This is a genomic window from Nocardia sp. NPDC057440 (assembly GCF_042802915.1).
Lineage (GTDB): Bacteria > Actinomycetota > Actinomycetes > Mycobacteriales > Mycobacteriaceae > Nocardia.
In genome coordinates, this window is record NZ_JBHVDF010000008.1 from 14,616 (window position 1) to 38,776 (window position 24,161).

The following is a 24,161-nucleotide window of genomic DNA, read 5'->3' on the forward strand; positions in this document are numbered from 1 at the left end:
GACAGCGGCACGAAACCTGACAGCAGTGGTCTGTGATCTAGGTCACCAGTTCTCGCGGAGGGGGACCGCATGCTCGGATGCGGCCCAGTAGCGCGTGGCGCGCTCGAGTTTGGCCGGGTTGCCTTGGGTATGGACCGCCGCGATGCCGTCGGTGGTCACCTCCAGGGTGATGACACCGACAATCCGATCGCCCACCACGATCACCAGTGCGGGAACGCCATTGACCACCGCGGCGAACATGTCGGCACGACCGCCGATCATCGCCCATTTGTCCGAGGTGGGTTCGAGCAGCCGGCGCAGGAACCGCGCCACCCGCACCGCGCCACTGAGCGGCTGCGGCAGCGAGAAGACCACGCCGCCGCCATCGCCCGCGCTGATCACGTCCTCAGTCAGCAGCCGCACCAGCGAGTCGGTGTTGCCGCTGAGTGCCGCGGCCAGGAACTCCTCGACGACCTTGCGGGCGGCGGTCTCATCGACTTCCATGCGGGTCCGGTCGTCGGCCATGTGTTGTTTGGCGCGCCGGTAGATCTGATAGCAGTTGGCCTCGGTGAGATCGAGGATTTCGGCGATCTCGCTGTGCGCGTAGCCGAAGGCCTCGCGTAGGACGTATACGGCGCGTTCCTTGGCTGACAGCCGTTCCATCAGCGTGAGCATGGCGATCGACACTGATTCGCGCTGCTCGACAGTGTCGGCCGGGCCGAACATCCGGTCTCCGGCGAAGATCGGCTCGGGCAGCCACTGGCCCACATATGCCTCTCGCCGTGCCCGTGCCGAGGTGAGCTGGTTGAGGCAGATATTGGTGAGGACCTTCGTCAGCCATGCCTCGGGCGTCTCGACGAGTTCGTGGTCGGCGGCGTGCCAGCGCACGAACGTATCCTGCACCGCGTCCTCGGCATCGCTGGCCGAGCCCAGCAGTCGGTACGCGATGGCCCCCAACCGTGCCCTGGAGTTCTCGAACACTTCGACTTCACGCGTACCGACCACCATGGCTCGAAGTTAACCGCAGGCCGGAGTACGCGACGACCTGGGGCTCCCACCACCGTCGACCTCGCCGACGCCGACCAAAGTCCGACAACTCGCCGGCGGCACCATCGCACCCCTGATCGTCCCCCCAACCTGAACCGGCCCCACCGTGGTTTGTGGACATGTCGGATCAACACTGACGGGTTGAACTATCAGTCCCGTCGGCATCTGAGGATGGCCTGTGGTGTCGCCGCGCCGTGGTGTCCCTCGCGTCGAGAAGTCCGAGAGCAACATCGACCATCTCGGCTGAATCGGCGAAGTCTGATGCCTCTAGCTCGCCGGGAGGGGCGCCTTCGCGGCATTTCAGCGCGTCGCGGGGGGCTGATCCGTTGGCCGGCGTTGTTCGCGGGCCGCACGACTCGATATCGTGGTTCGCGCGAGCCACCGCTCGAGGTCGGCGGTCCCCGGAGCCATGGCGGATCCTGGGCCGGTGGTGGCTGCCGTTCCGCACGCCACGGCGGCGGCGAGGCATTTCGCCGTCGGCCAGCCGGCCAGCAGGCCATGAACGAAACCGACGTTGAAGCAGTCACCGGCACCGGTGGTATCCAGAGCCGAAATCTGTGGTGCGGCAACGTCATAACGTTCGCCGTCGTGTGTTGCCGTGGCCCCGGCGCTGCCGAGTTTGATCACCACGGTCGGCACAAGTTCGTTCAGCCGCGATATCGCATCGTCCATGGTCGGTGCCCTGGTCAGCCGCAGTGCTTCCTCGACGTTGGGCGCGAAGATATCGGTGGAGGCCAGCGCGGCTCGCACTCCGGGGGTGTCGACATCAACGGCGACGTCTTGGCAGTCCATCACCACGGTGATGCCGAGGTGGCGGGCGAGCTCCAGCGCGTGCACGGTGTCGGCGTCGTAGCGTAGTTGCGGCACCATCAGGACACGTGGTCGGTATTGCCGCAGCAGCGACGGGAGCGGTTGCGGGTAGCTCGGGTCCTGGAAACTGACCATCGCACGGTCCTCGGGCGTGGACAGGGCGACGGTGAGGCTGCGCAGCGGGGTCGGCTGATGCCGGAAGGCGCTCTCGTCCAATCCTTCTGCGCGTGCCGCGTGGAGGACATGGGTGCTGAAGGGGTCGGTGCCGAAGTCGGTCGCCCACACAACGTCATGCCCGAGCCGATGCGCGGCCATGGCCAAGGTGTAGGCGCCACCGGGCATCATTGTGAACCCATCGGCGAAGACCTCTCGGCCGGGTCGGACGGGCTCGGGTAGCCCGTGGAAGATCAGATCCACGAAATAGGCGCCTACCACGAGAATTTCCCGCCCATCCGGCTCGTCTGTGCCCATCCGATGAGCGTACCGGGGGTGAGGTGCCGGATGTGGGAGGTCGAGACGGTCACGGCGGCACAGGGATTCATGTTGCGGGTGTTAGCTTTGGGTTGGTGATGAGGATTCTGGTCACCGATTTGGACGGTACGTTGCTGGGCGGGGAGATCGCCGACCGGCGTCGGCTGTGTGCGGTGTTGGCCCGCCATCCCGAGGTGACGGTGGTTTTCGCTACCGGCCGCGGCGTGGCGTCGGTCGCCGATGTACTGCGTGACCCGCTGGTGCCGAGACCACGATGGATCATCGCCGATGTCGGTGCCACCGTGGTCGACGGCATCGACCTGCGGCCGGTCGGGGATATTCAGGCCCACCTTCGTGCCGGATGGCCTGGGACACAACAAGTTCGGCATGCGTTGAGCCGCTTCGGGCAGCTGACGTACCAGCGGGTGGCGCAGGACGGGCGCTGCTCGTATCACCTGGCATCGGGCCAGCTGACCGAAGAACTCACCGCCGCTGTGCACGCGCTCGGGTGTCGGTGGCTGTACTCGGCGGGCCGCTACTTCGACGTCGTGCCGCCGAACGCATCGAAGGGCGACGCCGTGGCGGCGCTAGCCGAAAAGTTCGGTTGGACAATGGATTCCGTCCTGGTGGCTGGTGATTCGCTCAACGATGTATCGTTGTTCGAACTGGGCACACACGGCGTGATAGTCGGCGCCGCCGAGCCCGCCCTACACCGCGCGGTTCCCCTCGACGCGCGTATCCATCGCCCCGAGCGTCCAGGTGCGGGTGGAATTCTCACAGCACTGCACGCGCTGGGGTGGGTCGTTCCGGACAACGGCACCGAGGACCGGCACTGCCTGATAGTCGGCTATCACCGACCACCGGTGCCCCGGGGTGAGCGACGATCACCGTCCAGCCCCAACGGGATTCTGCCCAGCCTGACCGCCCTGTTCGCTCAGGGGTTGCCGGGCATCTGGGTCGCCGCTCAGGTCGACGAGGATGGTGTCGACGCACTCGAGCACGAGGCCCCATTGTCACTGCTGCCGGTGACCGCCGATGAGTGGAGCGGCTACTTCCATCGCGCATGCAAGGACACACTGTGGCCGATCCTCATGTCCGAGCCGCACCGCATGCGCTTTGATACCGAGTCCTGGGCCCACTATCGTGTGATCAACCAGCGATACGCCGGGCGTATCGGCGAGCGAGCAGCACTAGGCGCGACCGTCTGGCTACACGACTACAACCTATGGCTCGTCCCCGGCCTGCTTCGCCGGGTCCGGCCCGATCTGCGCATCGGACTGTTCCACCACACTCCGTTTCCGCCGCCGGAGGTGTTCGCCGCCCTGCCCACGGCAGACGAAATTCGTTCCTCGCTCATACAGTTGGACTGGGCTGGATTTCACACCAATGCCTTTGCCGACAACTTTCGACAAACCCTGCTCGGCCAGCCCACACTGCCTGCCTTGGGTGTCCATCCGCTGGGTATCGACCGTCCAGCCATCGAAACACTCGCCCGCAGCCGCGCCTCGCGCATACGGCCCAGCCGACACGCGTTGGTGCTCTCCGTCGAACGTCTCGATTACACCAAGGCCCCCATACATAAGGTCGACGCCATAGCGGCGTTGCTGGAGCACCGCCCGGACCTGCACGGCCGATTGGTGTTCCGGCTCGTTTGCCCGCCACCAGAACCAGGCATCTCCGCCTACGACACCACTCGCCGCGCTCTCGAGCGACGCACCACCGAGATCAACGACGCCTGGCGTGTCGGCAGTTGGCAACCGATCGACTACATTCCGCACAACCTGCCGCTCCCCGAGGTGATCGACCAATACCTGGCCGCGGACGTGTTCTGGGTGACATCCCTGCAGGACGGCATGAACCTGACCGCAAAGGAATTCGTCGCCGCCCAGTCTGCGGTGACCGGACCCGGCTCCCGGCCCGGGGTGCTAGTGCTGTCCCGCTACGCCGGTGCCGCAACAGAACTCGGCGACGCTGCCCTACTCACCGACCCGCATTCCCCCGAGGACCTCACCGCCACCCTGGCCCGCGCACTGGCCCTCGACCGCACCGAGCGCCGAACTCGCGCGAAACGTCTGGCCCACCTCTTGGGCCACGACCGCCCCATCGACTGGGCAACTCGCATCATCGACGCCATCAGCGTCCGCACCCCCGACCTTGCCGCAGTGCCGATCACATGCCAGCCGTCCTGATCGCAACTCGGCGCGCCCGCGACTACACCCTGATCGACACGATCCGAACCAGCGGCGCAATTGTCATGCTCCTGGTCGGCGCGCTCGCCTACCTGTGGCTCAACCTCCGAAGGATAGGCCCGCTCCCCATCGCGGTGCTCAGCGCCGGGATCTTGATCATCGCGTCCGGCTACCTCCTGATCCTGAGCGCCGCGCAATACGGAAACCGGACCTGTTCCTGACCGCAGTGCATCCCCCGATTCCAACCCCCGGAAAATAGGTCCAGCATCAACGGGCGAGCCGCGTCAGCGGGTTCATCGGTGTACAGCGCGACGAAGGCGGCCGTGGACAGTCTCATCGTGAACTGGGCGATCGAGTTGGCACCAAAGGGAATCCGGGTCAATGGCGTTGCACCTGGAGCGGTGCGGACGCCAATCCTGGCCACCTGCGGCGTGCCGTCGGAGGAGGTCGACCAATGGATGGCCCACTATGCCGGAACGGCACCGGCCGGCCGGATCGGTCAGGTCGACGATGTCGTTCCCTGGATCACCCGCCTCGCCGAGCCTGCGTCGTCGTGGGTGACCGGCGAGATAATCGTCATCGACGGCGGCAAGATGCTGGTCGGATTCTGAGACGCGCCGCGCGTCCCTGACCTTACTTCTGTAGAGCCATACGGCGAGGGCGGTCAGATGCGGTCCTAGGTGCGGTGGGCGATCTCCACCCGTTAGGAGTTGAGCGCCCGCCATGCCGCGACATCGGCTATCGAAAACCGTTGTACTACTAGCCAACACGTCATCCCGGGAGTCGTTACTGTCGAACGACCGACACTCTGACAAACGATGCCTCGACTGAGACGACGCCAATGCCTCAAATCAACGAGACTGCCTCAGATCCGATGAGACAGGACAGCATGTACGGACAATGTCCGCGCATACCGCCTATCGCGCGGTGCCCAACTGCCGCGCGGCCGCAACAGGATTCGACCGCCGCTGTGTCGCAGGGTCCGCAGAGGACCCCGCGACCAGCTATCGGCTGTGCCGCCCCGGCCCCGCATCCCTCAGGCCGCGTCCAAGGCCGCGATGATCTTGCGCGCCATCGCCGCCACCGCCGGGCCGGGCTCACCCTTGCCGGGCCCGGCCGCGGCTTCGACCGCGACCGCGACAGTGCCACGGAAGTTCTCGACCTCGCCCGGATACTGCTCGCCGAGCAAACTCATCGCCGCGGTCAGACTCGGCAGCACCTGGTCGGCGAGTTCGGCGACGGACTTGCCTGGCAGGTGAATGTCCCTGGACTTGGCGGCGAGCACGTGCCCGACCAGCCCGGTCGCAGAAGTCAGCGCGATGGAACCGTGCGCGATTCCCTTGTGCGGCGCACCGGCGGCGGCCATCAGCGACACCGCGCCGTAGGCGGCGGTACGCAGGGTGCTCTTGTCCTGGTCGGTCAGGGCGATGGTGATGGACATGTCGTGTACTCCTCGAAATCGGTTGTGGCACCGACCGTGTCGGTGCCGGTCGTTTTGTTCGATGGACATACTGTCGCCGAGCCGACTGACACCGACCTGACACACACCTGACACCTCCACTGACACCACGACCGGCCATCAACACGCAAGCCTCCTGCTGGCGATCACACGACCCGAGACCGCAGTGGCTCAGGACGTCCTGCGGGTCCTGACCCACGGCCGGCGAATCCGGCGCGTCCACCGCCTGGACTGAGCGACAACTGTCGGCCGCGAGCAGATTTGCCGGGAATGAACCCTGCCCTGCACGTGGTGCGTCAGTGATAGCCAGTCCGCTGTCGTCGATGGCGCGCCGGGCGCCTGCGTGATGTCATGCAGGGAGGCGTTTGCTTCTCCGTTTCCGAGAACGACCGCGAATGGCAGCATGATCGCAATCAATATCGGACGTGATCGGCGCCAACGACCGGCTCCGACATTCCGCGCCTCCCGCACGTCTCCAGCGCCGCTCGACCTCGAGTATTTGTCGCACGTTGCGGCGCAGACAATTTAAGCGGACGACGCGGCTGGGGCGGGGAGAATGTCGAAGCCTGTGCGTGCCCGGCAAATATATGGCTGTGCCCAGTCGATGCGCGACACACCCCTGCAACGTCAATGCGTCGGGCTGGTATCCCACTATGCTTGCCATGCATTAGCCATGTGGGTCTATTCAGACGATTTCGCTGATGTACATCCGATTCGAAACGGGATCAAATATGCGACCTCGATTCGTCGTTATCGCGACCGGTGTGGTCGTGGCCGTCCTGGCTGCGGTTGTGTGGCAGGGCGCCGAGCTGAGTCATGCCCAATCGCCCAGTGCAGAGGTATCCGGTGCCGGGATTCATCTGACGACTTCGGTGGACAACGTCAAAGTGGACCCACCGGGCGACCGGATGCCGAACTTCCTCATGACGTTCGCGCATGCCGCGCAGCTATCCGGCGACTACTCGCTGACCGTGGAGGGCAATGGAATAACGTCCGGCCAGGCCGTCGCGGGGTTCCTCCTCGGCTGCGCGCTAAGTCTGGACAACGGCTTCACCATCGGAATCGATCCCAATCAAGGACTGTTGGCGAGTATTTCCCCCGAATTCAGCCAGTCGAACGTTGCCGCCAGCCTGCCGAGGGTAACGCTCACGCCGGGGCCCACAACGCCGAGTGCCGCCCCCATCTCCCGGAGTGTCGCTCCCACCTCCCGGAGTGCCGCCCCCATCTCCCGGAGTGTCGCTCCCACCTCCCGGAGTGCCGCCCCCATCTCCCGGAGTGCCGCCCCCATCTCCCGGAGTGCCGCCCCCATCTCCCGGAGTGCCGCCTCCACCTCCGAGAGCGCCGCCACCACTACTTCCCCGAGTGCCTCGGCCAGCGAGCCCTCCGCGAGCCTCGGGCCGACCGTCGGCGGCGCCCTTGGCTTGACCGAGGTCATTGAAGCCACCTTGGCGCCGGGCCAGATCACTACCGTCACGACAGTGACGGCCAACCTGGACGACAGGACGGTTTTCCCGTACCACTTCATTTTCAACAACGCCGCGTTGAACGTCGGCCAATGTGCCTCACCGGTATCGGCCGTCCCCTTCATCACCGCCACGGTGAGTACCGCGGTGGGGACGGTGCAGACCACTGCCTACGGCAGCCAGTTCACCTTCTGATTCCAGGAGACGAAGGCTCGAGGGCGCGCGCGAGGAATTCGAACTGGGCCGGTGCCTGCTGTTGCCATGGGCCCTGGGCGCAGACGAATTGGACAACCGTCTCCCTAGCCTGCACGACCCGGACTTCGCGGGGGCACGCTGGAACGCTATGGGGCAATTTCCGGTTACGTGAGCGAGGTTGCTAGATACCGCTCGCAGATGCCTCGTCGGCGACTGACTGCGTTATGAAGCGCACGATCTCCTCGAAGATCGGGCGGTAGCCGTCGGAGGTGTCCACAATCAGGGTCGGCAGATCCAGAGAGATAGGCGCGAAGGAGTCGATCGCGTGGCTACCGGCCTTGATCGCTTGTAGCAGTTGATGATCGGCGTGTGCTGCGCGGCGGGTGTCTTGCTCGGCACGTTGGGCGATGCGGTCTTCGGCGGTGGACGGTGACACTGTGCAGCGGACAACGCGGATATCCGCGAGCTTGGTCAGAGGTTCGAGGTCGGGTCGCCACAGCCGGTCTTGATAGGCGGCCTCTGCGACTGCGGCTACGCCAGCGTGAGTTAGGACCGTCAGGACGCCGAAGAATGCGGTGAGGGTTGGCAGGTTGAGCGGGTCGTCGTCCGTCGGGTGGTAGCCCGGTGTCGCGAGCACCATTCCTTGCTTGATTTCGTCTCGGATGATTGCGGGGCAGCCGAGGGTTGCGGCGAGATTGCGGGCCAGAGTCGTTTTGCCGGCTCCGGGTGGGCCGCTTACCACCGTCAACGTCGGCAGGGGCATACCGCATTCTGACATCTCACGTGGTCGCCGCCGCCGTGGACGGTCGCGTTTGTCGAATCACCGACAGGAACGGCGCATCCAGAACCACAGCCGCCGTGGCCGGGTTGCGATTGGGGCAGCACCTGCGGGAGCGAACCGGGACACCGGATGCGCTTGTAGCGCAGACGATATGGCTCGACTGTCCGGCTACGCAGGGCAAGGCGCGGATGATCGACCGCGGCGCCGAGCGTGACGCGCCGAAGCTCGCGTCGGTCTGGAACGGTGTCAGGATCGCAACGATCGGCGAGCGCGCCGCGGTATGCGAAGGCTCTACCTGCACTACACAGTCCATCCTCTTCGCTATCGGCGCACTGAAACTGGGCTAGCCTGCTGGCCGCGCTATCGAGGGGCCGCCACGCGAGTCACCGTCGGTTCGGGCAGCGCCGATCGGCCTGAATTGTGGCTGCGTACCACGCTATGAGGCCTGGATGAGTGCATGCTCGCCGTTATTGCGCCACGATTGGCCGGTGGAGTCGAGTTCCTCGACCTGACTCGCGCGCAAACCTGTGATGACGTCGGATTTCAGTGTGCGTAAAGCGGTCACAGGTGAAGGAAAGTACGCGACGAGATCGCTGAACGGGGTGGTGGGCGCCCAGTGTTGGTCGCCGACCAGGCGTCGATAGTTCAGGTCACCTTTGAGCAAGGTGACTGTCGCGGTGCGGAATTCGGCGGCAAGCTGGGTGGGCATCTCGCGGAATGGCAGTGGTGCGGTGAAGAAGTCGTGGGTGCGGACCCTTAGATGTTCATCGCGCATAGCTTGCCGGAGTCGTTGCCCGATGTCGCGGGCTTCGGGCACAGGTGCTTGTTGCAGGTGGTCGAGGATGGCGAGCAGATCGATCATTGTCGCGTCGGATACGTAATAGGGATGCGGTTTGAGGTACAACACGACGTCGGAGACCAACCCGCTGACCAGGAGATGGTCGATGAGCGTCAGATCGGGCAACAGCTCCCGACCGGCGTTGTCCGCCACGACACACAGGGTCGGGTGGTCGGCGCTTGTGAGGGTCGACCACAGACGCGCGCTGTCGTCGACGACGAGATTGCTCGATCGAGCAATCGTTGCGGCGGTGAGTTGGAAGCTCAAATCGGCCTGATTGCCCCATAGCGCCGACAACAACAGTGCGTCGCGACGCTTGTCCTCGGAGACGGTCGCCACATCGGCGAGAGCGGCAAGTTCGGCGGCTACCGCGGGACTGGCCAGTTCCGCGTTCTTCGTGGGTGCGAACGGGTCGATTCCACGCCAGGCACCGTGCTGGAAGTAGCCGGTCGCTTCGAGAAGTCGACGGTAGAAGTAACTTTCGGCCCACAGGAACGGTGCGTCGCCCCACGGGCGGCCCCACAGACCGATACCCCAGTCGTACCATTGCTGCCGGTCCGGGGTGTTCTCGGTCAGGGGTGTGAGCACACCGTTGGTGCTTTCGTCGAGCAGTTGACGTAGTGCTGTTCGTTGTGCGGGTTCGTAGGGCAGGGCGGTGAGCACCTGATCTATCAGTTTGGGGTGGCGCTCGTGGAAGACGCCATGAGCGAAGGAGCCTGGGACTCCCGCGAGTATCGGAGGCGCAACGGTCATGGTTGTAGATCCTGGCCTATCCGTAGCGGCGCGGTCGATCGGCATCGGTAGGGATGATCAATCATCGCCCGATGTCTCGGACCCGGGTCTCGAAGTCTTGGCTTCGTTGATCCATATGGGTCTGCTCAGTCTTGCTGCCAGCGGTAACCACGGTTCCACCCGCTGCCCGCACCGGCGATCGTGGCCCCCGGCGACGTCCCTTGGCGAGGATGGCGCGGCCCCGATGTGCCTGATGCCGAGTCGCACCCACCGCCCCCTCGTCGATCACCCTGCACACGTTCCAACCGAACCGCGCACACTCAGCCCGCCCCCCGCGTCATCGAGGTTCGGGTGCTGCGCCGGTGGGGGCCAGCATGTATTGCCTACCTCCTGGGTCTCAATCCCTCCACAGTGCACCGGATCCTGCGCCGATATCGACTGGGGCGGCTGACCCACTCGAACCGTGGCAGGTCAACGAATCAACCAAAGTCGGGGCGGTCCCGTCCGCTCCATGCCGCAGTGCGAGTGATGGCTTGCAGGCGTTGAGCGAATCGATCGGTCGAGGGTTCTTCTGTTGGTGGACGTCTTTGGCGTGCAGCTGTGTTGTCGAAGCGCGACAGAACCGTGTGGCACCGACCGGACCGGGTGCGTGCGTTGACCTTCCGGACGTTGGCTGCGCCCTCGGCAGGATCGGTGATCGCGCCGTTGATCGCCCTACTGGCGGCGCAGTTCGGCTGGCGCAGCGCCTACTTGGTCCTCGGACTCGGTGGCGACACCCATCGCGAACGCCGATCGACGTCGTGTCGCCGAAGATTAAGAGATCTCTAACAATTGCTCAAGAGGCGCTGAAGATTCGCTCCCTATTGTCGGTCTCGCTGGATCGCCCGGCATCGACGCGAAGGAGAGATCCTTATGACCGCAATCCTCGCCCTCGCCGGAGCGTGCATCGCGCCGTGGTTCTCGCTTTGGTGACTGTGACAGGTCGTTGGCTCGGCCTATCGTTACCCTTGCCGCCGCGTCCCACCACGGAATCTGTACGCGCGCAACTGCTCTCGGTGCCCTTGCTAATCACCATGGCCCTGACGCCCCTCGCTGCGACCGTGCTGGCCGACGCCCTCGACGGATACGCGACCTTGTTCGCACTCCTCGGCGTATTCGCTGCCCTAGCAGCCGCGCTGTCGGCAGTAACTATCCCGAAATGCACAGAGATTCTTTGGAGAGGCGGTGCGGACACATGGCGCCAAACGATCGCGGACTCGGGCAAATGATGGATACCGTTGGCGGGCCGATCGTGCCCGCCGGATCTGGTGGCAATCCCGGATTTCGGCATATCAGGTATGACAGTGCGGACGGTTCGGGTGATCCCGGATCTCGGCATACAAGGTATGACAGTGCGGACGGTTCGGGTCTTGTCGGGCCTGGTCCCGGATCTGGCGATCATGGATCCCGGCACGTCGTCCTCAGACCACGGCTGGAAGTGCTGGAAGAGCTGGACCCTCCGCCTCATGCGTCGGGTGGTTTCAAGGCAAAATTCGCGGAGGCCAAGACCACGATGCGTGCCGTCGGTCGATCAGCTTGGCTCGGGTATGGCCGTCCCTCCGCCGCACCTGGCCAAACTTCTGAAATCGGTGGCGCCCGAGGAACATCTCGGTACGGGCGCGGCCACGGAGGCATACATGAAGTCCGTGGCCAAGGTCGACACGAAAAAGGAGTCGCTGCTGGGGATGGACGACATAGTGCACAATACGTCCGCCTTCATGGTCAACGAGCAGAATCGGACGCTGCGCTCTATCGAGATCATTGTCACCAAACTCGCCGAGAAGGTCAACGCCGAGGGTGACGGCAAGCTGAAGCCCGCAAAGGAGACAGCCCTGCTGCAGCAAGTCGCCGATGCTGTCGAGGCCGTGCGGGACAAGGTCAACGCGATGTCGCAGACAAACAATGACATAGCCTATGGGGGCAGCGCCCGGCGTGTCGCAAGCGGCAAGGGTCCGGTCGACGATGCCGAAGATGGCGCTGGCGCGGGCGGTCTGGCCGGAATGATTCAGGCGCTGGCACCGATGGGCATGGCGGCGATGCCGCAGGCACAAGGGCCATCGGACCTGGTCGGCGGCAAAGCCGCTCTCTACGAGGATCGGATCGACATCGCGCCACCGTTGCGGGGTGGCCCCAACGCCGCGCTTCCCGGTATCGCCAACCCGCCGGGCAACCCCGCCGCGCAGCACTTTTCCACTGCCGCACCTATCTCGGCGCAACCCGCGCCGATCTCGTCCTCGATCAGCACTTCCGGGCCGAGTCGTCCCGAATCGGGTTTGCCTGTAACCCCGTGGTCGGGAATCGCAAAACCTGCCTCCCGCATTCGACGACGAGCAGATACCACCGGTTCAACCGAAGGCCCACTAGTGTCAGACGATAGCGCGGAAGCCGAGGACGCAGCTATGGCAGAAATCATTCGCTGGGCATGATGAATCGCCCCGAAGTGCCGGGCGGCTTCAATCTCTGTCAAGGATGGAGTCGTGCCGTCGAAGAAGAGGTACCCGGTCGAGTTGCGTGATCGGGCCGTGCGGATGTTCGTCGAGGTCCGTGAGCAGCACGAGTCCGCGTCGGCATTCTTCGCAGCCGAGATCGACCGGCCCAGTCGCTGATCGTTCGGTTTATCACCCGAGCATCAGGGCCGCCGCGAAAGCTGCGGCCCTAAATGCATTGTTTACGACACTGTGCGGAGCTGGAAGCGATGCTGCCGATCTGTCTCCGCCTGCTACTCGTGGAGCGAGTCAGCGCCGTCAGGGCACATCCAACACACTTGCCGGAACCCCATAGGGCAGAAATCGCACCCGACGGCGATCATCGGTATTGTCGCGATGCGCGCGTAAGGCCTCGAGCTCGCTCGGAAAGACCTGGTCAACCCTGGCCTCGCCGGTGTCATCGATGCTGTAGATCGCCCACACCCCGCTGCCGGTTTCACCAGTGGTCTCGCCCTCGGGTTTCGGTGGATGTGGCCGTTCCGGTTGGACGAACTGGCCGAGCAGCGACGCCAGTGAACTGACGCTCGCATGATCTACGCGATCCAGGTACACGCCGGCTTTCCCGAGCAGGTCGCGGAGCTCGGTTCCCGCCCCACGCAGTGCCCGTTCGAAATCTTCCGGATCGATGCCAAAAGGCCTGTTGGTTGGCATCGCGTGTGCTCCTGGAGACGAGTTGGGTGCTACGTCCTCAGTGTCCTCGCGGAACGCCGACTTCGCCACGCCGACCTCGGCCGTCCTCGACGCCGTCACGCTTCCCGATGTGCGGGGCGATCTCACCGGTGCGGTAGCCGCCCCGGGTGATACCTCGGCGCTTCGTCGGAGAGAACGCCCCACCGCCTCTAGGTCAGGGCCTTGGGGCCAGTTCCATCGTGGGCAGCTGGACCGGTCTGAAGACTGCGGCTTCGAGACCGGGAATTATCGACGTGTGTGCCGGTTCCGTCGACGAGGTGTACCTGTTCAAAGGCGGACGCGTCGGTGGCCGCAACCGTTGTCTCACCACCGATTACGTTCCAAGGGAAGTCAGCGGTTTCGCGGGCTCGACTTCCCATCGAATCTCGTATAGGTCGCTGCCCAGTACCGTTCGGACCGAAGTGAGTAGTGCCTCACGGTTTTGCGGCGATTCCAGCCGGTGCATTAGCGGTGCATGTTGATGAGTGAGGACGATGGTCTGCCCTTCCAGTCGGACCAACGATGCTCCGGAAAGCATCGCTTGGATGGTCGGTCCATACGCCCGTGTTTTGGCGCGGATATCTGGCCAAGCTTGCCGGATCTCGTCAATACGGTGAGGGGCCTGCGGGATGATCTGTTCGTCAACCTTCGGTGATGCCTCGATACGCGGCGACCGGGATGCCGAATCCGGCCTCGGTGCCGCCGATTTGCAGTCTCGGTTGCCCGGCCTGGAACTGTCGGACAGCGATGCTGGAATAGGGGTTCTGGACATACAGCTGGACGATGCGCATCATCACGTCTTCGTCCGACGTCCAATGTGCCTCGGGCGTCGGGGTGATTTCCGAGATTACGGGCCACCAGCCTTGGCCGTCGGGGGAATACTGCACGTTGAATTTGCGAGGCAGGTGGGTGCCGTCGGGAGTTCCGAGATAGACGTGGATATCGCGGATGGGCCGCAGGCTGCCGAAGTCGATTTGCACCGTACCGCCGTAGCTCGAGTCACCTCCGGATTCGCTCAGATAATAGGTTTCCAGGTTGCCGTCCAGCATGTTCCGCGCGGGGTATGCGGGGTCTTCGCCGATAGTCCTTCCGACGATGAGCCGGCTGGGCCAATCCACCATCAGTGAACCGACTACCCGCAAGTTTCCGATCTCGAGGTCAGGCACTCGAACGGTGACCGTGGTCGAGAGCACACGTTCGACGGTGTTGTTGCCGACCTGCACGGTCGCACGCAAGTAGAAGACGGTGGTCCTGACGAGGTGTTTGACCGTGTACGTAGTCAGGTTCATGACGTTGACATCCGCGACGTCGTAGAGCAGCCGCAGGGAAGACACTCCTTTGGCCTCCCAGTTGAGTTCGGCCGAGCCGCCGTTGTCGATGACCAACTCTTCGGCGATGAAATCGACCAGGTCGAACTCGGCCGGGAACTTGCCGATGTCGAATGTGGTGATGCCGGTCGCCCACAGGTCGTCGGATCCGGCTTCCCGCCACTCGACTTCGAGACGCAGCAGTGCGGTGCCGACGACGCTGTTGATTCGCATTCCCATCAGCTGCACGGTGACGCCATCGTCGCGGCCGATCTCGGCGGAGCCGGAGGCGGGACTGAAGGTGATGGTTTTGGTAGCCGGGTTGGTGGTTGGCGTCCACTCGGGCAGGCTGATCTGCGCCGAGGCGCTGGTGAGGTCGGAGGTCAGGTCGGGTGAGTTCTCGCCGGTGGGGACCACGACGGTGATCTTGCGGCATTCGATAGCCGACGCACTGCGACGGCTGCCCACCAAAACGAAATCGGCGCGTTGCGGGTCACCGGAAGCCGGCGAGACCCGAACCGGGTCGGGAGTGGTGTTGAGGTCGAAGGTCAGCGGTGGGTCGCTGCTGGCCGAACCGTCGGTAGTCGCTCGGGTCGCGGTGTACTGCGGGATCGTGGTCATTGGCGGCACCTCGCTTATTGGAGTGGTGAGCGTCGGATGTGCTGCATGCTGTCGTGGGGGCGTGCGGCGGAAGCGATCGGTTTCGGTGGCGTGGTATTGCGGGACGGCCGCGGTCAGCGTGCTCCCAGCTGGTTGCCGGGGGCACGGCTGTGCTCGGCGGCGTCGCTCAACACCAGGAATCCCGAACGGATTTCGTGGTCGGCGCCGATCGGGAGTGAGGCCGGGTCCGGTGCCGTGATCGGCAGCTGTGCCCACACGGCGCCGACCTGTTCGGCCCACGACCATGTGCCGGTCACGGTGGCAGGCTGCGGCAGGATGGCCGCGCCCTGATCGGTGGTGCCGATCAGTAGCGGCCCGGCGCGGAAGGCGACCGCCATCTCAGCCAGTGCAGCGTCGGTGAATCGCGGTGGGACGAACACCGATTCGACCGGGAGGATGTCGGTCGTGGCGTGTACGGCGGCGCGTGGATCGGCGAGCACGGTGAGGGTGGCGGTGCTGTCAGCGGCGAAGGCGAGTTTGATGCGGTCGCCGTCGCCGATGGGGCGCAGGTAGCCGCCATGGTCGCCGCTCGGGGCGACCACTGTCTCGAAATGGTTGTAGTCCTCGTCGAGGATGTAGCCGACCAGACCGTCGTCGGTTTGCGACGCCTCGCCGAGGCGGACGTTCCAGCGGTAGCCCGGCATCTTCGGGGCCGGTGGTCTGAGCACCTGCTGCCAGGTGACGTCGGTGCGCACCGGACCGTACAGCCGCAGGTCGAGGCGGGCCCGGACCAAGGCCAGTGGGCGGCCGAGTAGGAATCCGAGGCTTTTGTCCTCGGGGCCGTCCGGGTCGATGAGGGTGATGGTGTCGTCGATCAGTTTGCGGACTGCGTCGAACACCGCCGGTCCGCGCTGTTTGATCGCGGCCAGGAAGCGGTGGGCGTGCAGGTGGTTCGTGGCGAGTTGGTCGAATTCCAGGACCGGTGATTCGGGCAGTGCGGTCCATTCGACGGTCTTTTGCCCGTTGGGGGACAGCACGACTCGCAGATCGCCCAGCACCTTGCCCTGCGGGTCGTAACACGCCAGCGCGCGATCGAGGCGGTTGTGCACCAGCCACGCGCAGATCGGGTTCGCGCCCGGGGTGAGTTCGACGTCGGAGTCGACGGTGGCGGATAGGAAGTCGAACCGCAGCTTGGCCGGTTGCAGCAGGCGCGGACCGAGTTCGACGTAGCGGTCGGTCTGGATTTCGCCGACGGCGTGGTCGGGGGTCATGGACAGGGGTTTGCGCAGCCGGTCGAAGTGCAGCGGGTTGTCGATGAGGTTGACCGCACGGCCGAACCGGTCGACCACCGACAGCCGGGTGAACATCAGATGCCCGGAACGGAGTTCCTGGAAGTCCGAGTCCTCCCAGTCGTCCCATTCGAATACCGGTTGGGGCCCGGGATCCGGGGCAGGGCCGACGCCCGAGCCGATCAGGTCGCCGATGGCACCGACGGGTGTGCGGTTGCCTCCGGACAGTCGCTGGCCGACGGTGGCGCTGAGCCCATCGAGACGCTGGGACAGCTGGTCGAGGTTGTGCAATTGCTCGCGCAGCCCGTGCAGCAGCGGTTCGGGCAGGTCGTCGCGGCCGTTGGCGTAGCTGTCGAGCTTGCCTTCCTGGTCATAGCCGCTGAGGGGTGCCAGCATCTGTCGGCCGCTGACGGTGACCGCGGCCTTCAGCGTTCCCTCGCCCTCCCACCGGTAGCGGGTGCCGTCGAAGCGCCAGCGTTCGGCGGTGCCCTCCACGAACGGGATTGCGGTGTATTCGGCTTCCCACATGAGATACAGCGGCTGCCAGGGCTGACGCCACGAGGCGGTGCCGTATTCGGGCAGTGTCCCAGTGGCGCTGCCGAGGCCGACGCCGGTCTTGCGGGCCTGGTCGATGATAAAGAACTCGGTGACCAGGGCACGCATCGGACCGGGCAGGCCGGTCACGTTCACCTTGTTCACTTCCGCGGCCACGGTCGTGGCGGTGATCGACCCGATGGCGGTGATCAGGCGTTCGGCCACCCGGCACGGCAGGTCCGAGCCGCGGGTCAGCGGGGCGCTCAAATTGGCGCCGGCCAGCATCAGCACCGGGTCGGCGTGCTGTTCGAACGGCTCCTGCGGGGATCGTTGCAGTTCCAGTGCAGCCCGCAAACCATGCCGAGCGGCGTAGTCGGCGGCGCGAGCAGACAGCCTGTCCGCCGTTGTCGCCCAAGGAATTTCGTCGCGCAGGGCCGCTACCTCGGCCTCCTTTGCCACCGTCAGGCCCGCCGTGCCCTTGGTGTTGTCCAGGCGCAGTTCGTCAGCGATGCGGCTTGCGAAGAAACTCGGCTGATTCGGCTCCTGCGACAGCGACCACAGAATGTGCAGCCGCTGCCGCAGGTCGGCGAGTTCGCGTTCCTTCTCGTCGAGGTCGCGCTGGGCGGTGTTGAGATCGGCGACGACGTCGGCGGCGCGGGCCTTTTCGGCGGACCGTTCGTCGGCCGACAGCGCGGCGCGGGCCTCCTCGCCGCCGCGGTCGACTACCCGCCAGGTGAAACCGCCTGGGACGGGGCCGAATCCGGAGCGGTGCGCGGCACGGTCGGGGAACAGGTCGCCGTCGGCGCGGTCGTAGTCGTTCAGCACGCCGAGGGTGAACGCGCTGTAGAGCCGGGCCGCGTCGTCGCTGAGTGAGTTGGTGCCGCCCGTCTGCTCTTGGAGCACACCGGCCGCCTCGGCGGTGCTGTTGCCGATGGCCACGGCGATCTGGGCGGCGCGCGGACTGTCGGAGGGGTAGACACCACCGTTCGGTCGCCAGTCGATGCCGAGGGCGCTACCGGCGTACACCGAGCGCCGGGGGGAGCCGAAGGTCGCGGCCAGGCTCCACTCCAGGCTCGACATCAGTTCGGGGAAGGGGGTTTCCGCGTTCTCCCCGGTGATAAGGATGTCGGCGGCGGGGTCGGAATACCAGCCGACAACGTGGTAGCTGAGCCGGTCGTCGCCGTCGATATCAGTGAGGGTGTCGTGGATGGAGAAAACGTTCTTGTTGTACGGCTGGAACGCCGAGAACGTGAGCAGCCCGGGCCCGAGCGCGGTGAGGAACGGTTTGTCGCCCGGCTCCTGCCATGGGCTGCCGGTGGTCAGTTCCACCAGTTTGCCGATCTTGGTTGCGGCAGCGGTCTGCGCGTGCGGGTCGAGGTAGGACACCGACCCCTGCTGCGGGTGCAGGAAGTCGCTGTGCACGATCCAGGCGCGCACGCCGCCGTTGGAGCGGCGGGTCACCAGCCAGCGGTTGGGTACCAGCGGGAAATCACCGATCTCGCCGGTGGTTTCGTCCTGGCGGCCCTGGGTGAGCGCCTCGGGCAGCTGCCACTGCACGTACACACCGAGCCGGGAGGAATCGCCGCCCCACGGCTCGGTACCGGAGAACGGTTGTGGTTCGGGTGCGGCGTTGGCGTCGACGAACGGCACGAAATTGGCGATCCAGCGTTGCATGACGTAGGTGCCGTCGGTGTCGCGGGTCTGCGAGTTGACTGCGAACGCCGCGACCTCGACCGGGACGACGAGCGTGTCGTTGGGCATGCTGTTCCCCTTCAGGAGGATCGGGATCGGGTCAGGGACGGTCGAAGGTTTGGATCTGCGGCGCTCGGATCATCTGCAGCGCGAACTGAGCGGGCGACAGTGTCGTCAGGCCGTGTTCGGCGGCCAGTTCGGGCAGCAGCTTGTTCTCGATGTCGAGCACGTCGCCCGACGGGCGCAGGAACCGTCCGAACCCCGCAGGGTCCGGGAATTCCCCCTCGTCCTCGTCTACGGGCGAGCCGATGTTGCCGGTCAGCCGGCGCAGTTGGATGGTGCCGACGTCGCCGATACCGAAGTACAGACCTTGCGGCGGTTCCGCGATGGTGAAGGTGTCGATGACCTGCGGGTAGAGCAACAGCAGGACGCCGTTGCCGAAGCTCGCCTGCCCGCTCTGTGTGATCTGTTGCTCGCCGCGGAAGGCGCTGTAGATGGTGCGCGGCCAGTTCGGGACCAGGGTGGAACGGATCAGTACCCCGCACGCGGGGGGCGCCCCGATCTCGGTCGCGAGGGCGTTCAGGTCGGCGTCGAGAGCGTGACCGACGCCGACGCTGAGTGCGCCGTCCACCGCGGCCCGCACCCAGCTCTCATCGACGTAGAAGAAGCGGATGCTTTCCGGTGGCAGCATGCGCGGGTCGGGCACCAGATGCTCGAACGGCAGCATCTCCAGCACGAGAAGCCGATTCAGCCATTCCTGCACCGGATCGAGTTCCTCGGTGACAGCGGCCCGAACCACCGCGCGGGTTTCGGCCTGTGCGACAGTGGCGCGCAGGCCGACCGACGTCAGCGCGCCGTTGCCGCGGGTCGCCCGCGCAGCGGGGCGGCTCGGGGCGGCGGCCAGGTCGGCGCCGCTGCGGCCCAGCGCACCGGGTAGCCGTGTCTCGAGCAATTGGTCGAAGGCGTTGCGTGCCTGGTTCTCCAGCACGGCACGGCCGGCGGCTTCGACGCTGCGTCCGGCGATCAGGTCGGGGTGCGCACTGATCCGGCGGGCGGCGCGGCGGGCGGCTTTGCGGAATTCCAGCAGCCGGTCCCGGAACGGGGCATCAGCCAACGCGAGGGTGCGGCCGAGGCTGAAAGCGCTGGCGTAGCCGGTGTCGAAGATCCCCCACTGCTTCAGGTAGATGAGGGCTTCCCCCGCTGATTCGAGCCGCGGCGCGGCGGGGTCGGGCAGCCGTTGGGCGGGATCGGCGGTGAGGGGGCCGCGGTAGAAGCTGACGCTGCGTTCACCGGATTCCAGACGCTGAGCCAGGGCGGTGGCGCCGGAACGCAGTCGTTGGATCGCGTCGCCGTCGGCGGATCCGCCTGCCATCGGAACCCGCAGCGCCAGATCGGGTTCGGCGGCCAGGTGTTGCACGAGGTCGCCGAATCCGATGCCGGTGTCGTCGAGCGTCTCGAATGCCCACGTGTGCAGTGTCACCAGGCGCAGTCCCTCGCTCGGTGGGGTGCCGGTGAGGTGCTGATGCAATCCTTCCAGCGAAACCAGGTGCGCGACATGCCTGCCCGCGGTCGCGGCCGGGAATCGGCTGCTGACGACAGTGGCGTTGAGGTCGGTGAGTTGCGGTTCGGGGTCGGTGCCGCGCACGTGATCGGCGTCGGGCGGCCCGCCCTCCCGGATGTGGGCGAGCAGCGCGAGTTCGGCGACGGTCGGGCGGATCGTGGCGAACACGTTCGCGGGCACGAGGATGCTGCTGCAGGCCATTTCGGCCTCGCCGTCCATCAGTGACTCGTTGGTGATCGTCGGTGGTTTTCCGGGCCCGGCGGCGCGGTCGAGTAGTTGCCGGACCGTGGACACGGTTACTTCGCCGACTGCCTGCGGGTCCTCGGGCAGTTCGCCTTCACGGAACAGCAGCAGCGCCACCCATGGGACGCCGTCGCCGGACGAACCGAGTAGCCGCGCCCAAGGCAGGCCGGCGGCGTCGAGGGTGATGTGCGGCAGGATCTGGCTGTATTTTCCGACGGCCCCCGCAACCGGGTAGCAGCCGTGGATCTCGGAGCCGCCCAGGGAGAATCGCGGCCCGCGCACGCCGAAGTTCTGTTGCCGGGTCGTCAGGGTGGCGACGGTGTCGATGTTCTGTTCGACGCCGATGAGGTATTGGCCTGCGTAGAGCGACGGGATGCGGTGATCCAAGAATCGGGTGCGATGGCTGGTAGTCGGCATGGCGAAGGTTCCCCTGTTCTCGGCGGGCGCTGGAGGCGAGCGGATTCAGTTGGCGGACACCAGCATCGGTTCGGCGGTGAATGCCGTCTGGCAGGCCCGGGCGTAGCCGGACAGGTTGTTGTCGAGGGCGCCGAGGTCGAAGCCGAGCGCGGTGAGCTGCCCGGCGAGGCGCTGGCGCGCGGTCGTCTGCTCGGTGGCCGCGACTGTGGCGGCGATGGTGGCGATGACACCGCCTGGCCGTGCGGGAGCGGCGCCGACCGGGCTAGCGTTCGGGTCGAGAGGCTGCGCGCCGTCGGGGGCGACCGGGTCGAATGCGATCGCCTCCTGGTCGATGAATCCGGTGGAGGTGCCGTGGCGCGGTGCGGGCGAGGTCAGTGCGGCGCCCAGCAGCTGATCGGGCACCACGTGATTGCCGTTGCTGGGCAATGTGTCGGAACTGCGGGTGCCCCACAGTTCGGCGGCGACGGTGGCGGTGCGTGCGGCCCGTGACCATTCGCCGAGGTCGCGGGCGGCGCCGTCGAGGGTGAGTTTCACGCGCTGGTTGCTGGTGACGCCGCGCCACCGGGTGGGCCGCAGGTTCACTGTGGCACCCGATTCTGCGGGTGTTGTCGAGGTGCCGAGGAATATCTTGGTCAGCGGCACCGTGGTGTCGGTGGTGAAGGTGAATCCGCTTGCCGATACCTCCCAGTAGTCGTTCGCGAGGGTGCGGGTAGCGGGGTGTTTCTCGACGAGCAGGCCCGCGCCCGGCAGCACCCGCACGTTGTTCTCCGCCGGCGGCAGCAGCGCACTGAACCCGGGCCAGTCCAGTTCGTTGCTCGCGTCCGCGCGGCCGTTGCCGAAGTTGATGGTGAAGGAGATGAACCACAGCTTGACCTTCGCCTTGCCGCCGGTGGGCGGACCCCAGACCTCCAGTTGCACACCGATTTCCACGGTGATGGTGATGCGGACGAAGATGATCTTCACCGACGCGGACACCCCGATGGACACCTTCAGGCCTACGTCGAAGTAGAACGGCTTCCACTGGATCAGTGCATCGACCTGCGCCGTGCACCAGGCCCGCACGACGCCGGAGTGGAACCGGATGGCCAACCCGCCGCCTGCCATGGCTGCGCCCGGGGTGATGGCCAGGTAGGCGTTGCCGGAGATGGTCACCGAACCGGTCAGGTCCCAATCGAAGCCGACCCGCGGCTGCGCCGGATACTGTTTCGGCGCACGGTAGTTCGGATGGAACCCGCCGACGGAGAAGACGAAGTCACCCGCGTACGGACTGGGGCCGAACCAGGTACGCAGCGAGATACCACCACGCAACCGGCAATTCGGATCGAACAGGAACGAGTCGCCGGTCAGCCCCGCGTCGAAAGCCAGCTCACCCTGCTTCGGTTTGATCACCGCACTCAAGCCCACCCCGATCCGGGCGTACTTGCGCCCGGCTCCCTTGGGCAGGTCGGCGGCGCCGGTGCCCATCAGGGCGATGGTCAGCTCCTCACCGGTCTGCACCAGGGCAACCAGCCGCCCCTCGATCAGCTCGGCGAGGGTGAATCCCAGCCCGGCCGCCACCCACAGCTCGTCGTCCTTTGCGGTGATCCACGGATTGGCGGTGAGCGTGAGAGCGCGCAAGACCTCGACCGGATCCTCGGTCTCGCCGCCGATCGCGGCGGGGTCGCTGAGCGCCTTGACGAAGGGGAAGTCGTCCAGCTCGGTGACCGCGGGAATCCGGATACGGCTGTTCCAGCCGAAACCGACTGCCACGCCGGTCAATCGGATGGCGGGGATACCGATACCCGGATTGCCACCGATCCCGGCGTAGCCGAAGAACGACGGCTTCGCGGCCCCTGACTCCGGCACCACGTACGCGCCGGCGCCGGTACCGTATAGGCCCGATTTCGCGCCCTTGAACGAGAACATCAGGACGCCGCCGATGATCGTCTTGTACGGCGACTGTGCCTTCAGCAGCCCGAGCGCCCCGCTGATCATCAGCGGGTTGTAGTCGTAGGTGACGTCGGCGACCGCGCCGTCCTCGCTGATGTTCAGCCCCCAGCGGCCGTTGCCGCGCTCGGAGCCGGAACCGGTGCCCGCGAGCAGTGCGAACCCGTCGGCCGTCGCGACCGCCCGGACCGGCGGGTGCACGAATCCGGTGCGGTGTGCCCGGGGTTGCGCGACCGGTAGCCTCCTCCCGAGGCCGTCCACCCGGGAGGGATCGAGCACGACCTCGCCGCGGGGCGTCGCCAGCGGCACCAGCATCCGGCGTGGGCGGGTCGGCGCGGCGGGCAGCAGTAGCCAGCTGCCCGGTGGCAGTTCGGTGCCGAGCGGGTCGGGCAGCACGCCGCGCCCCACCTCGATAGAGCCCAGCTCCGCCAGCAGGGTCAGTGGCACCGGCGCGTGGGTGCACACGACATGCCAGCCGTCGGCCTCGACCGTGAACACCCGCTGATCGTTCGCATGCATCCGCACGCTGGTCCCGGGGCCGCTGGCTTGAAGCTCCGCGCCTGCGGCCCCGTCGAGCCGTATGTCGACCTGCTCGAGTACCGGACACGGCAGCACGGGCAGTTCGAAGCCGAGGCATCGAGCCAGCAGATGTGCGGGTGCCCCCGCTCCGGGTAGGCGCAGTTCCAGCGCGGCCGAGCTGTCGTCCGGGGCGATCTGGAGGGTGAGCGCGGCGGCGGTCTCGCAGAAGGGGACCCGGGCGGTACCCACCTTTTCGCGGGTTGCCGCGCCGTTGGGCCCGAAGTGCAGCATCCCGTCCGGGAACAGGACGCGCAGCCCGTCACCGAAACCGAAAGCATCGACGGGGACTTCGGCCGGCGCACCATCGGCCTCATCGAGAAGTTTGTGTAGCCAACCGATCTGGACGGTCACAGCGGTCCTCCTCCGTGTGAAACAAACTACGAAAACGCCCTGCACAGCCTCATCCGATGGCACGCGCAAACAGGCCATCGGTGGGGGCATCGTCGAGATCATCAGCGGTACTCACGGCCCGGGCTCCACAGTCACTGGAACGGGCAAGTCGCACAAATCCGACGGTAAGCCACAACGCGGCGCAGCACAGCGGGTTCCCGGTCGGTGCGACCCCCGCGCTCGCGTGTGGCGCATGCCGCCCTGCGCCCCGGTCGGCGCGGTGACACCGGACTCGCCGGGATCAAGGTGAAGGTGCACTACGCTGGCGACAAGGGCCCGGTGGTGGGGCTGACCGGTCTACATCGCCGCAGTGGCACCTGGTCAGGGGTATTCGGTGCTGCGCTGCTCGATCGGCGACCCGACTCGGATCGTCTATGACGTCTGCTGGGGTGCGCAGAAGTGGTGGAGTGGACGTGGATCACGCGCGACGACGGTCAGTATGAGACGACGGGCCGGAGGTCGGGC

17 protein-coding genes and 1 pseudogene are annotated in these 24,161 nt (G+C 66.0%); 8 read left to right on the forward strand and 10 right to left on the reverse strand.

All coding sequences use genetic code 11. The features are described 5' to 3' along the window. Positions 1 to 42 precede the first annotated feature (42 nt). Complete coding sequence (sigJ, locus tag ACFU4Z_RS18210) at positions 43 to 987, reverse strand: RNA polymerase sigma factor SigJ (RefSeq protein WP_379064350.1); 945 nt, start codon at positions 985 to 987, stop codon at positions 43 to 45. A 339-nt stretch (positions 988 to 1,326) separates the two neighbouring features. Beyond that, positions 1,327 to 2,307, reverse strand: a complete 981-nt coding sequence (locus ACFU4Z_RS18215; protein ID WP_379064352.1) for a carbohydrate kinase family protein — start codon at positions 2,305 to 2,307, stop codon at positions 1,327 to 1,329. A 98-nt stretch (positions 2,308 to 2,405) separates the two neighbouring features. On the opposite strand from ACFU4Z_RS18215, the gene ACFU4Z_RS18220 reads away from it, so the two are divergent. The 3 genes from ACFU4Z_RS18220 to ACFU4Z_RS18230 are packed head-to-tail and all read left to right on the forward strand — an operon-like array spanning position 2,406 to position 5,107. Beyond that, positions 2,406 to 4,496 (forward strand): trehalose-6-phosphate synthase, encoded by a 2,091-nt coding sequence (locus tag ACFU4Z_RS18220; protein ID WP_379064830.1) that lies wholly within the window; start codon positions 2,406 to 2,408, stop codon positions 4,494 to 4,496. Continuing rightward, positions 4,481 to 4,717: a hypothetical protein gene (locus ACFU4Z_RS18225; protein WP_379064354.1), complete on the forward strand. Its 237-nt coding sequence runs from the start codon at positions 4,481 to 4,483 to the stop codon at positions 4,715 to 4,717. Before ACFU4Z_RS18220 ends, ACFU4Z_RS18225 begins: the two co-directional genes overlap by 16 nt. Positions 4,718 to 4,762: 45 nt before the next feature. Further along, positions 4,763 to 5,107 carry an SDR family NAD(P)-dependent oxidoreductase gene (locus tag ACFU4Z_RS18230; protein WP_379064832.1) on the forward strand — a complete coding sequence of 115 codons (345 nt, stop codon included), beginning with the start codon at positions 4,763 to 4,765 and terminating at the stop codon, positions 5,105 to 5,107. A 425-nt stretch (positions 5,108 to 5,532) separates the two neighbouring features. Here the strand turns inward: ACFU4Z_RS18230 and ACFU4Z_RS18235 are convergent, their stop codons facing one another. Next, complete coding sequence (locus ACFU4Z_RS18235) at positions 5,533 to 5,937, reverse strand: hypothetical protein (protein ID WP_379062634.1); 405 nt, start codon at positions 5,935 to 5,937, stop codon at positions 5,533 to 5,535. A gap of 941 nt (positions 5,938 to 6,878) precedes the next feature. On the opposite strand from ACFU4Z_RS18235, the gene ACFU4Z_RS18240 reads away from it, so the two are divergent. Then, positions 6,879 to 7,613: an MspA family porin gene (locus ACFU4Z_RS18240; RefSeq protein ID WP_379064834.1), complete on the forward strand. Its 735-nt coding sequence runs from the start codon at positions 6,879 to 6,881 to the stop codon at positions 7,611 to 7,613. A gap of 181 nt (positions 7,614 to 7,794) precedes the next feature. Here the strand turns inward: ACFU4Z_RS18240 and ACFU4Z_RS18245 are convergent, their stop codons facing one another. Next, positions 7,795 to 8,376 carry an AAA family ATPase gene (locus ACFU4Z_RS18245; RefSeq protein ID WP_379064356.1) on the reverse strand — a complete coding sequence of 194 codons (582 nt, stop codon included), beginning with the start codon at positions 8,374 to 8,376 and terminating at the stop codon, positions 7,795 to 7,797. A gap of 20 nt (positions 8,377 to 8,396) precedes the next feature. Between ACFU4Z_RS18245 and ACFU4Z_RS18250 the strand changes: the two genes are divergently transcribed. Continuing rightward, positions 8,397 to 8,741, forward strand: a complete 345-nt coding sequence (locus ACFU4Z_RS18250; RefSeq protein WP_379064358.1) for a hypothetical protein — start codon at positions 8,397 to 8,399, stop codon at positions 8,739 to 8,741. An 89-nt stretch (positions 8,742 to 8,830) separates the two neighbouring features. Here the strand turns inward: ACFU4Z_RS18250 and ACFU4Z_RS18255 are convergent, their stop codons facing one another. Further along, a complete protein-coding gene (locus tag ACFU4Z_RS18255) occupies positions 8,831 to 9,985 on the reverse strand; it encodes a damage-control phosphatase ARMT1 family protein (RefSeq protein ID WP_379064360.1) in 1,155 nt (384 codons plus the stop codon). A 255-nt stretch (positions 9,986 to 10,240) separates the two neighbouring features. Between ACFU4Z_RS18255 and ACFU4Z_RS18260 the strand changes: the two are divergent. The 3 genes and pseudogenes from ACFU4Z_RS18260 to ACFU4Z_RS18270 form a co-directional block, all read left to right on the forward strand. Next, a pseudogene (locus ACFU4Z_RS18260) lies at positions 10,241 to 10,429 on the forward strand (IS481 family transposase); the annotation flags it as partial. Between the two features lie 1,211 nt (positions 10,430 to 11,640). Next, positions 11,641 to 12,429, forward strand: a complete 789-nt coding sequence (locus ACFU4Z_RS18265) for a hypothetical protein (protein WP_379064362.1) — start codon at positions 11,641 to 11,643, stop codon at positions 12,427 to 12,429. Between the two features lie 51 nt (positions 12,430 to 12,480). Next, on the forward strand, positions 12,481 to 12,609 hold the full coding sequence (locus ACFU4Z_RS18270) for a hypothetical protein (protein WP_379064364.1): 129 nt from the start codon (positions 12,481 to 12,483) through the stop codon (positions 12,607 to 12,609). A 138-nt stretch (positions 12,610 to 12,747) separates the two neighbouring features. Here ACFU4Z_RS18270 and ACFU4Z_RS18275 read toward each other — a convergent pair whose 3' ends face one another. The 5 genes from ACFU4Z_RS18275 to ACFU4Z_RS18295 form a co-directional block, all read right to left on the reverse strand. Then, positions 12,748 to 13,140, reverse strand: a complete 393-nt coding sequence (locus ACFU4Z_RS18275; protein ID WP_379064366.1) for a hypothetical protein — start codon at positions 13,138 to 13,140, stop codon at positions 12,748 to 12,750. 659 nt (positions 13,141 to 13,799) lie between these two features. Then, positions 13,800 to 15,086: a discoidin domain-containing protein gene (locus ACFU4Z_RS18280; protein WP_379064368.1), complete on the reverse strand. Its 1,287-nt coding sequence runs from the start codon at positions 15,084 to 15,086 to the stop codon at positions 13,800 to 13,802. 113 nt (positions 15,087 to 15,199) lie between these two features. Next, a complete protein-coding gene (locus tag ACFU4Z_RS18285) occupies positions 15,200 to 18,649 on the reverse strand; it encodes a hypothetical protein (protein ID WP_379064370.1) in 3,450 nt (1,149 codons plus the stop codon). Between the two features lie 31 nt (positions 18,650 to 18,680). Next, on the reverse strand, positions 18,681 to 20,801 hold the full coding sequence (locus ACFU4Z_RS18290) for a hypothetical protein (protein ID WP_379064372.1): 2,121 nt from the start codon (positions 20,799 to 20,801) through the stop codon (positions 18,681 to 18,683). 45 nt (positions 20,802 to 20,846) lie between these two features. Beyond that, positions 20,847 to 23,657: a DUF6603 domain-containing protein gene (locus ACFU4Z_RS18295; RefSeq protein WP_379064375.1), complete on the reverse strand. Its 2,811-nt coding sequence runs from the start codon at positions 23,655 to 23,657 to the stop codon at positions 20,847 to 20,849. Positions 23,658 to 24,161 lie beyond the last annotated feature (504 nt).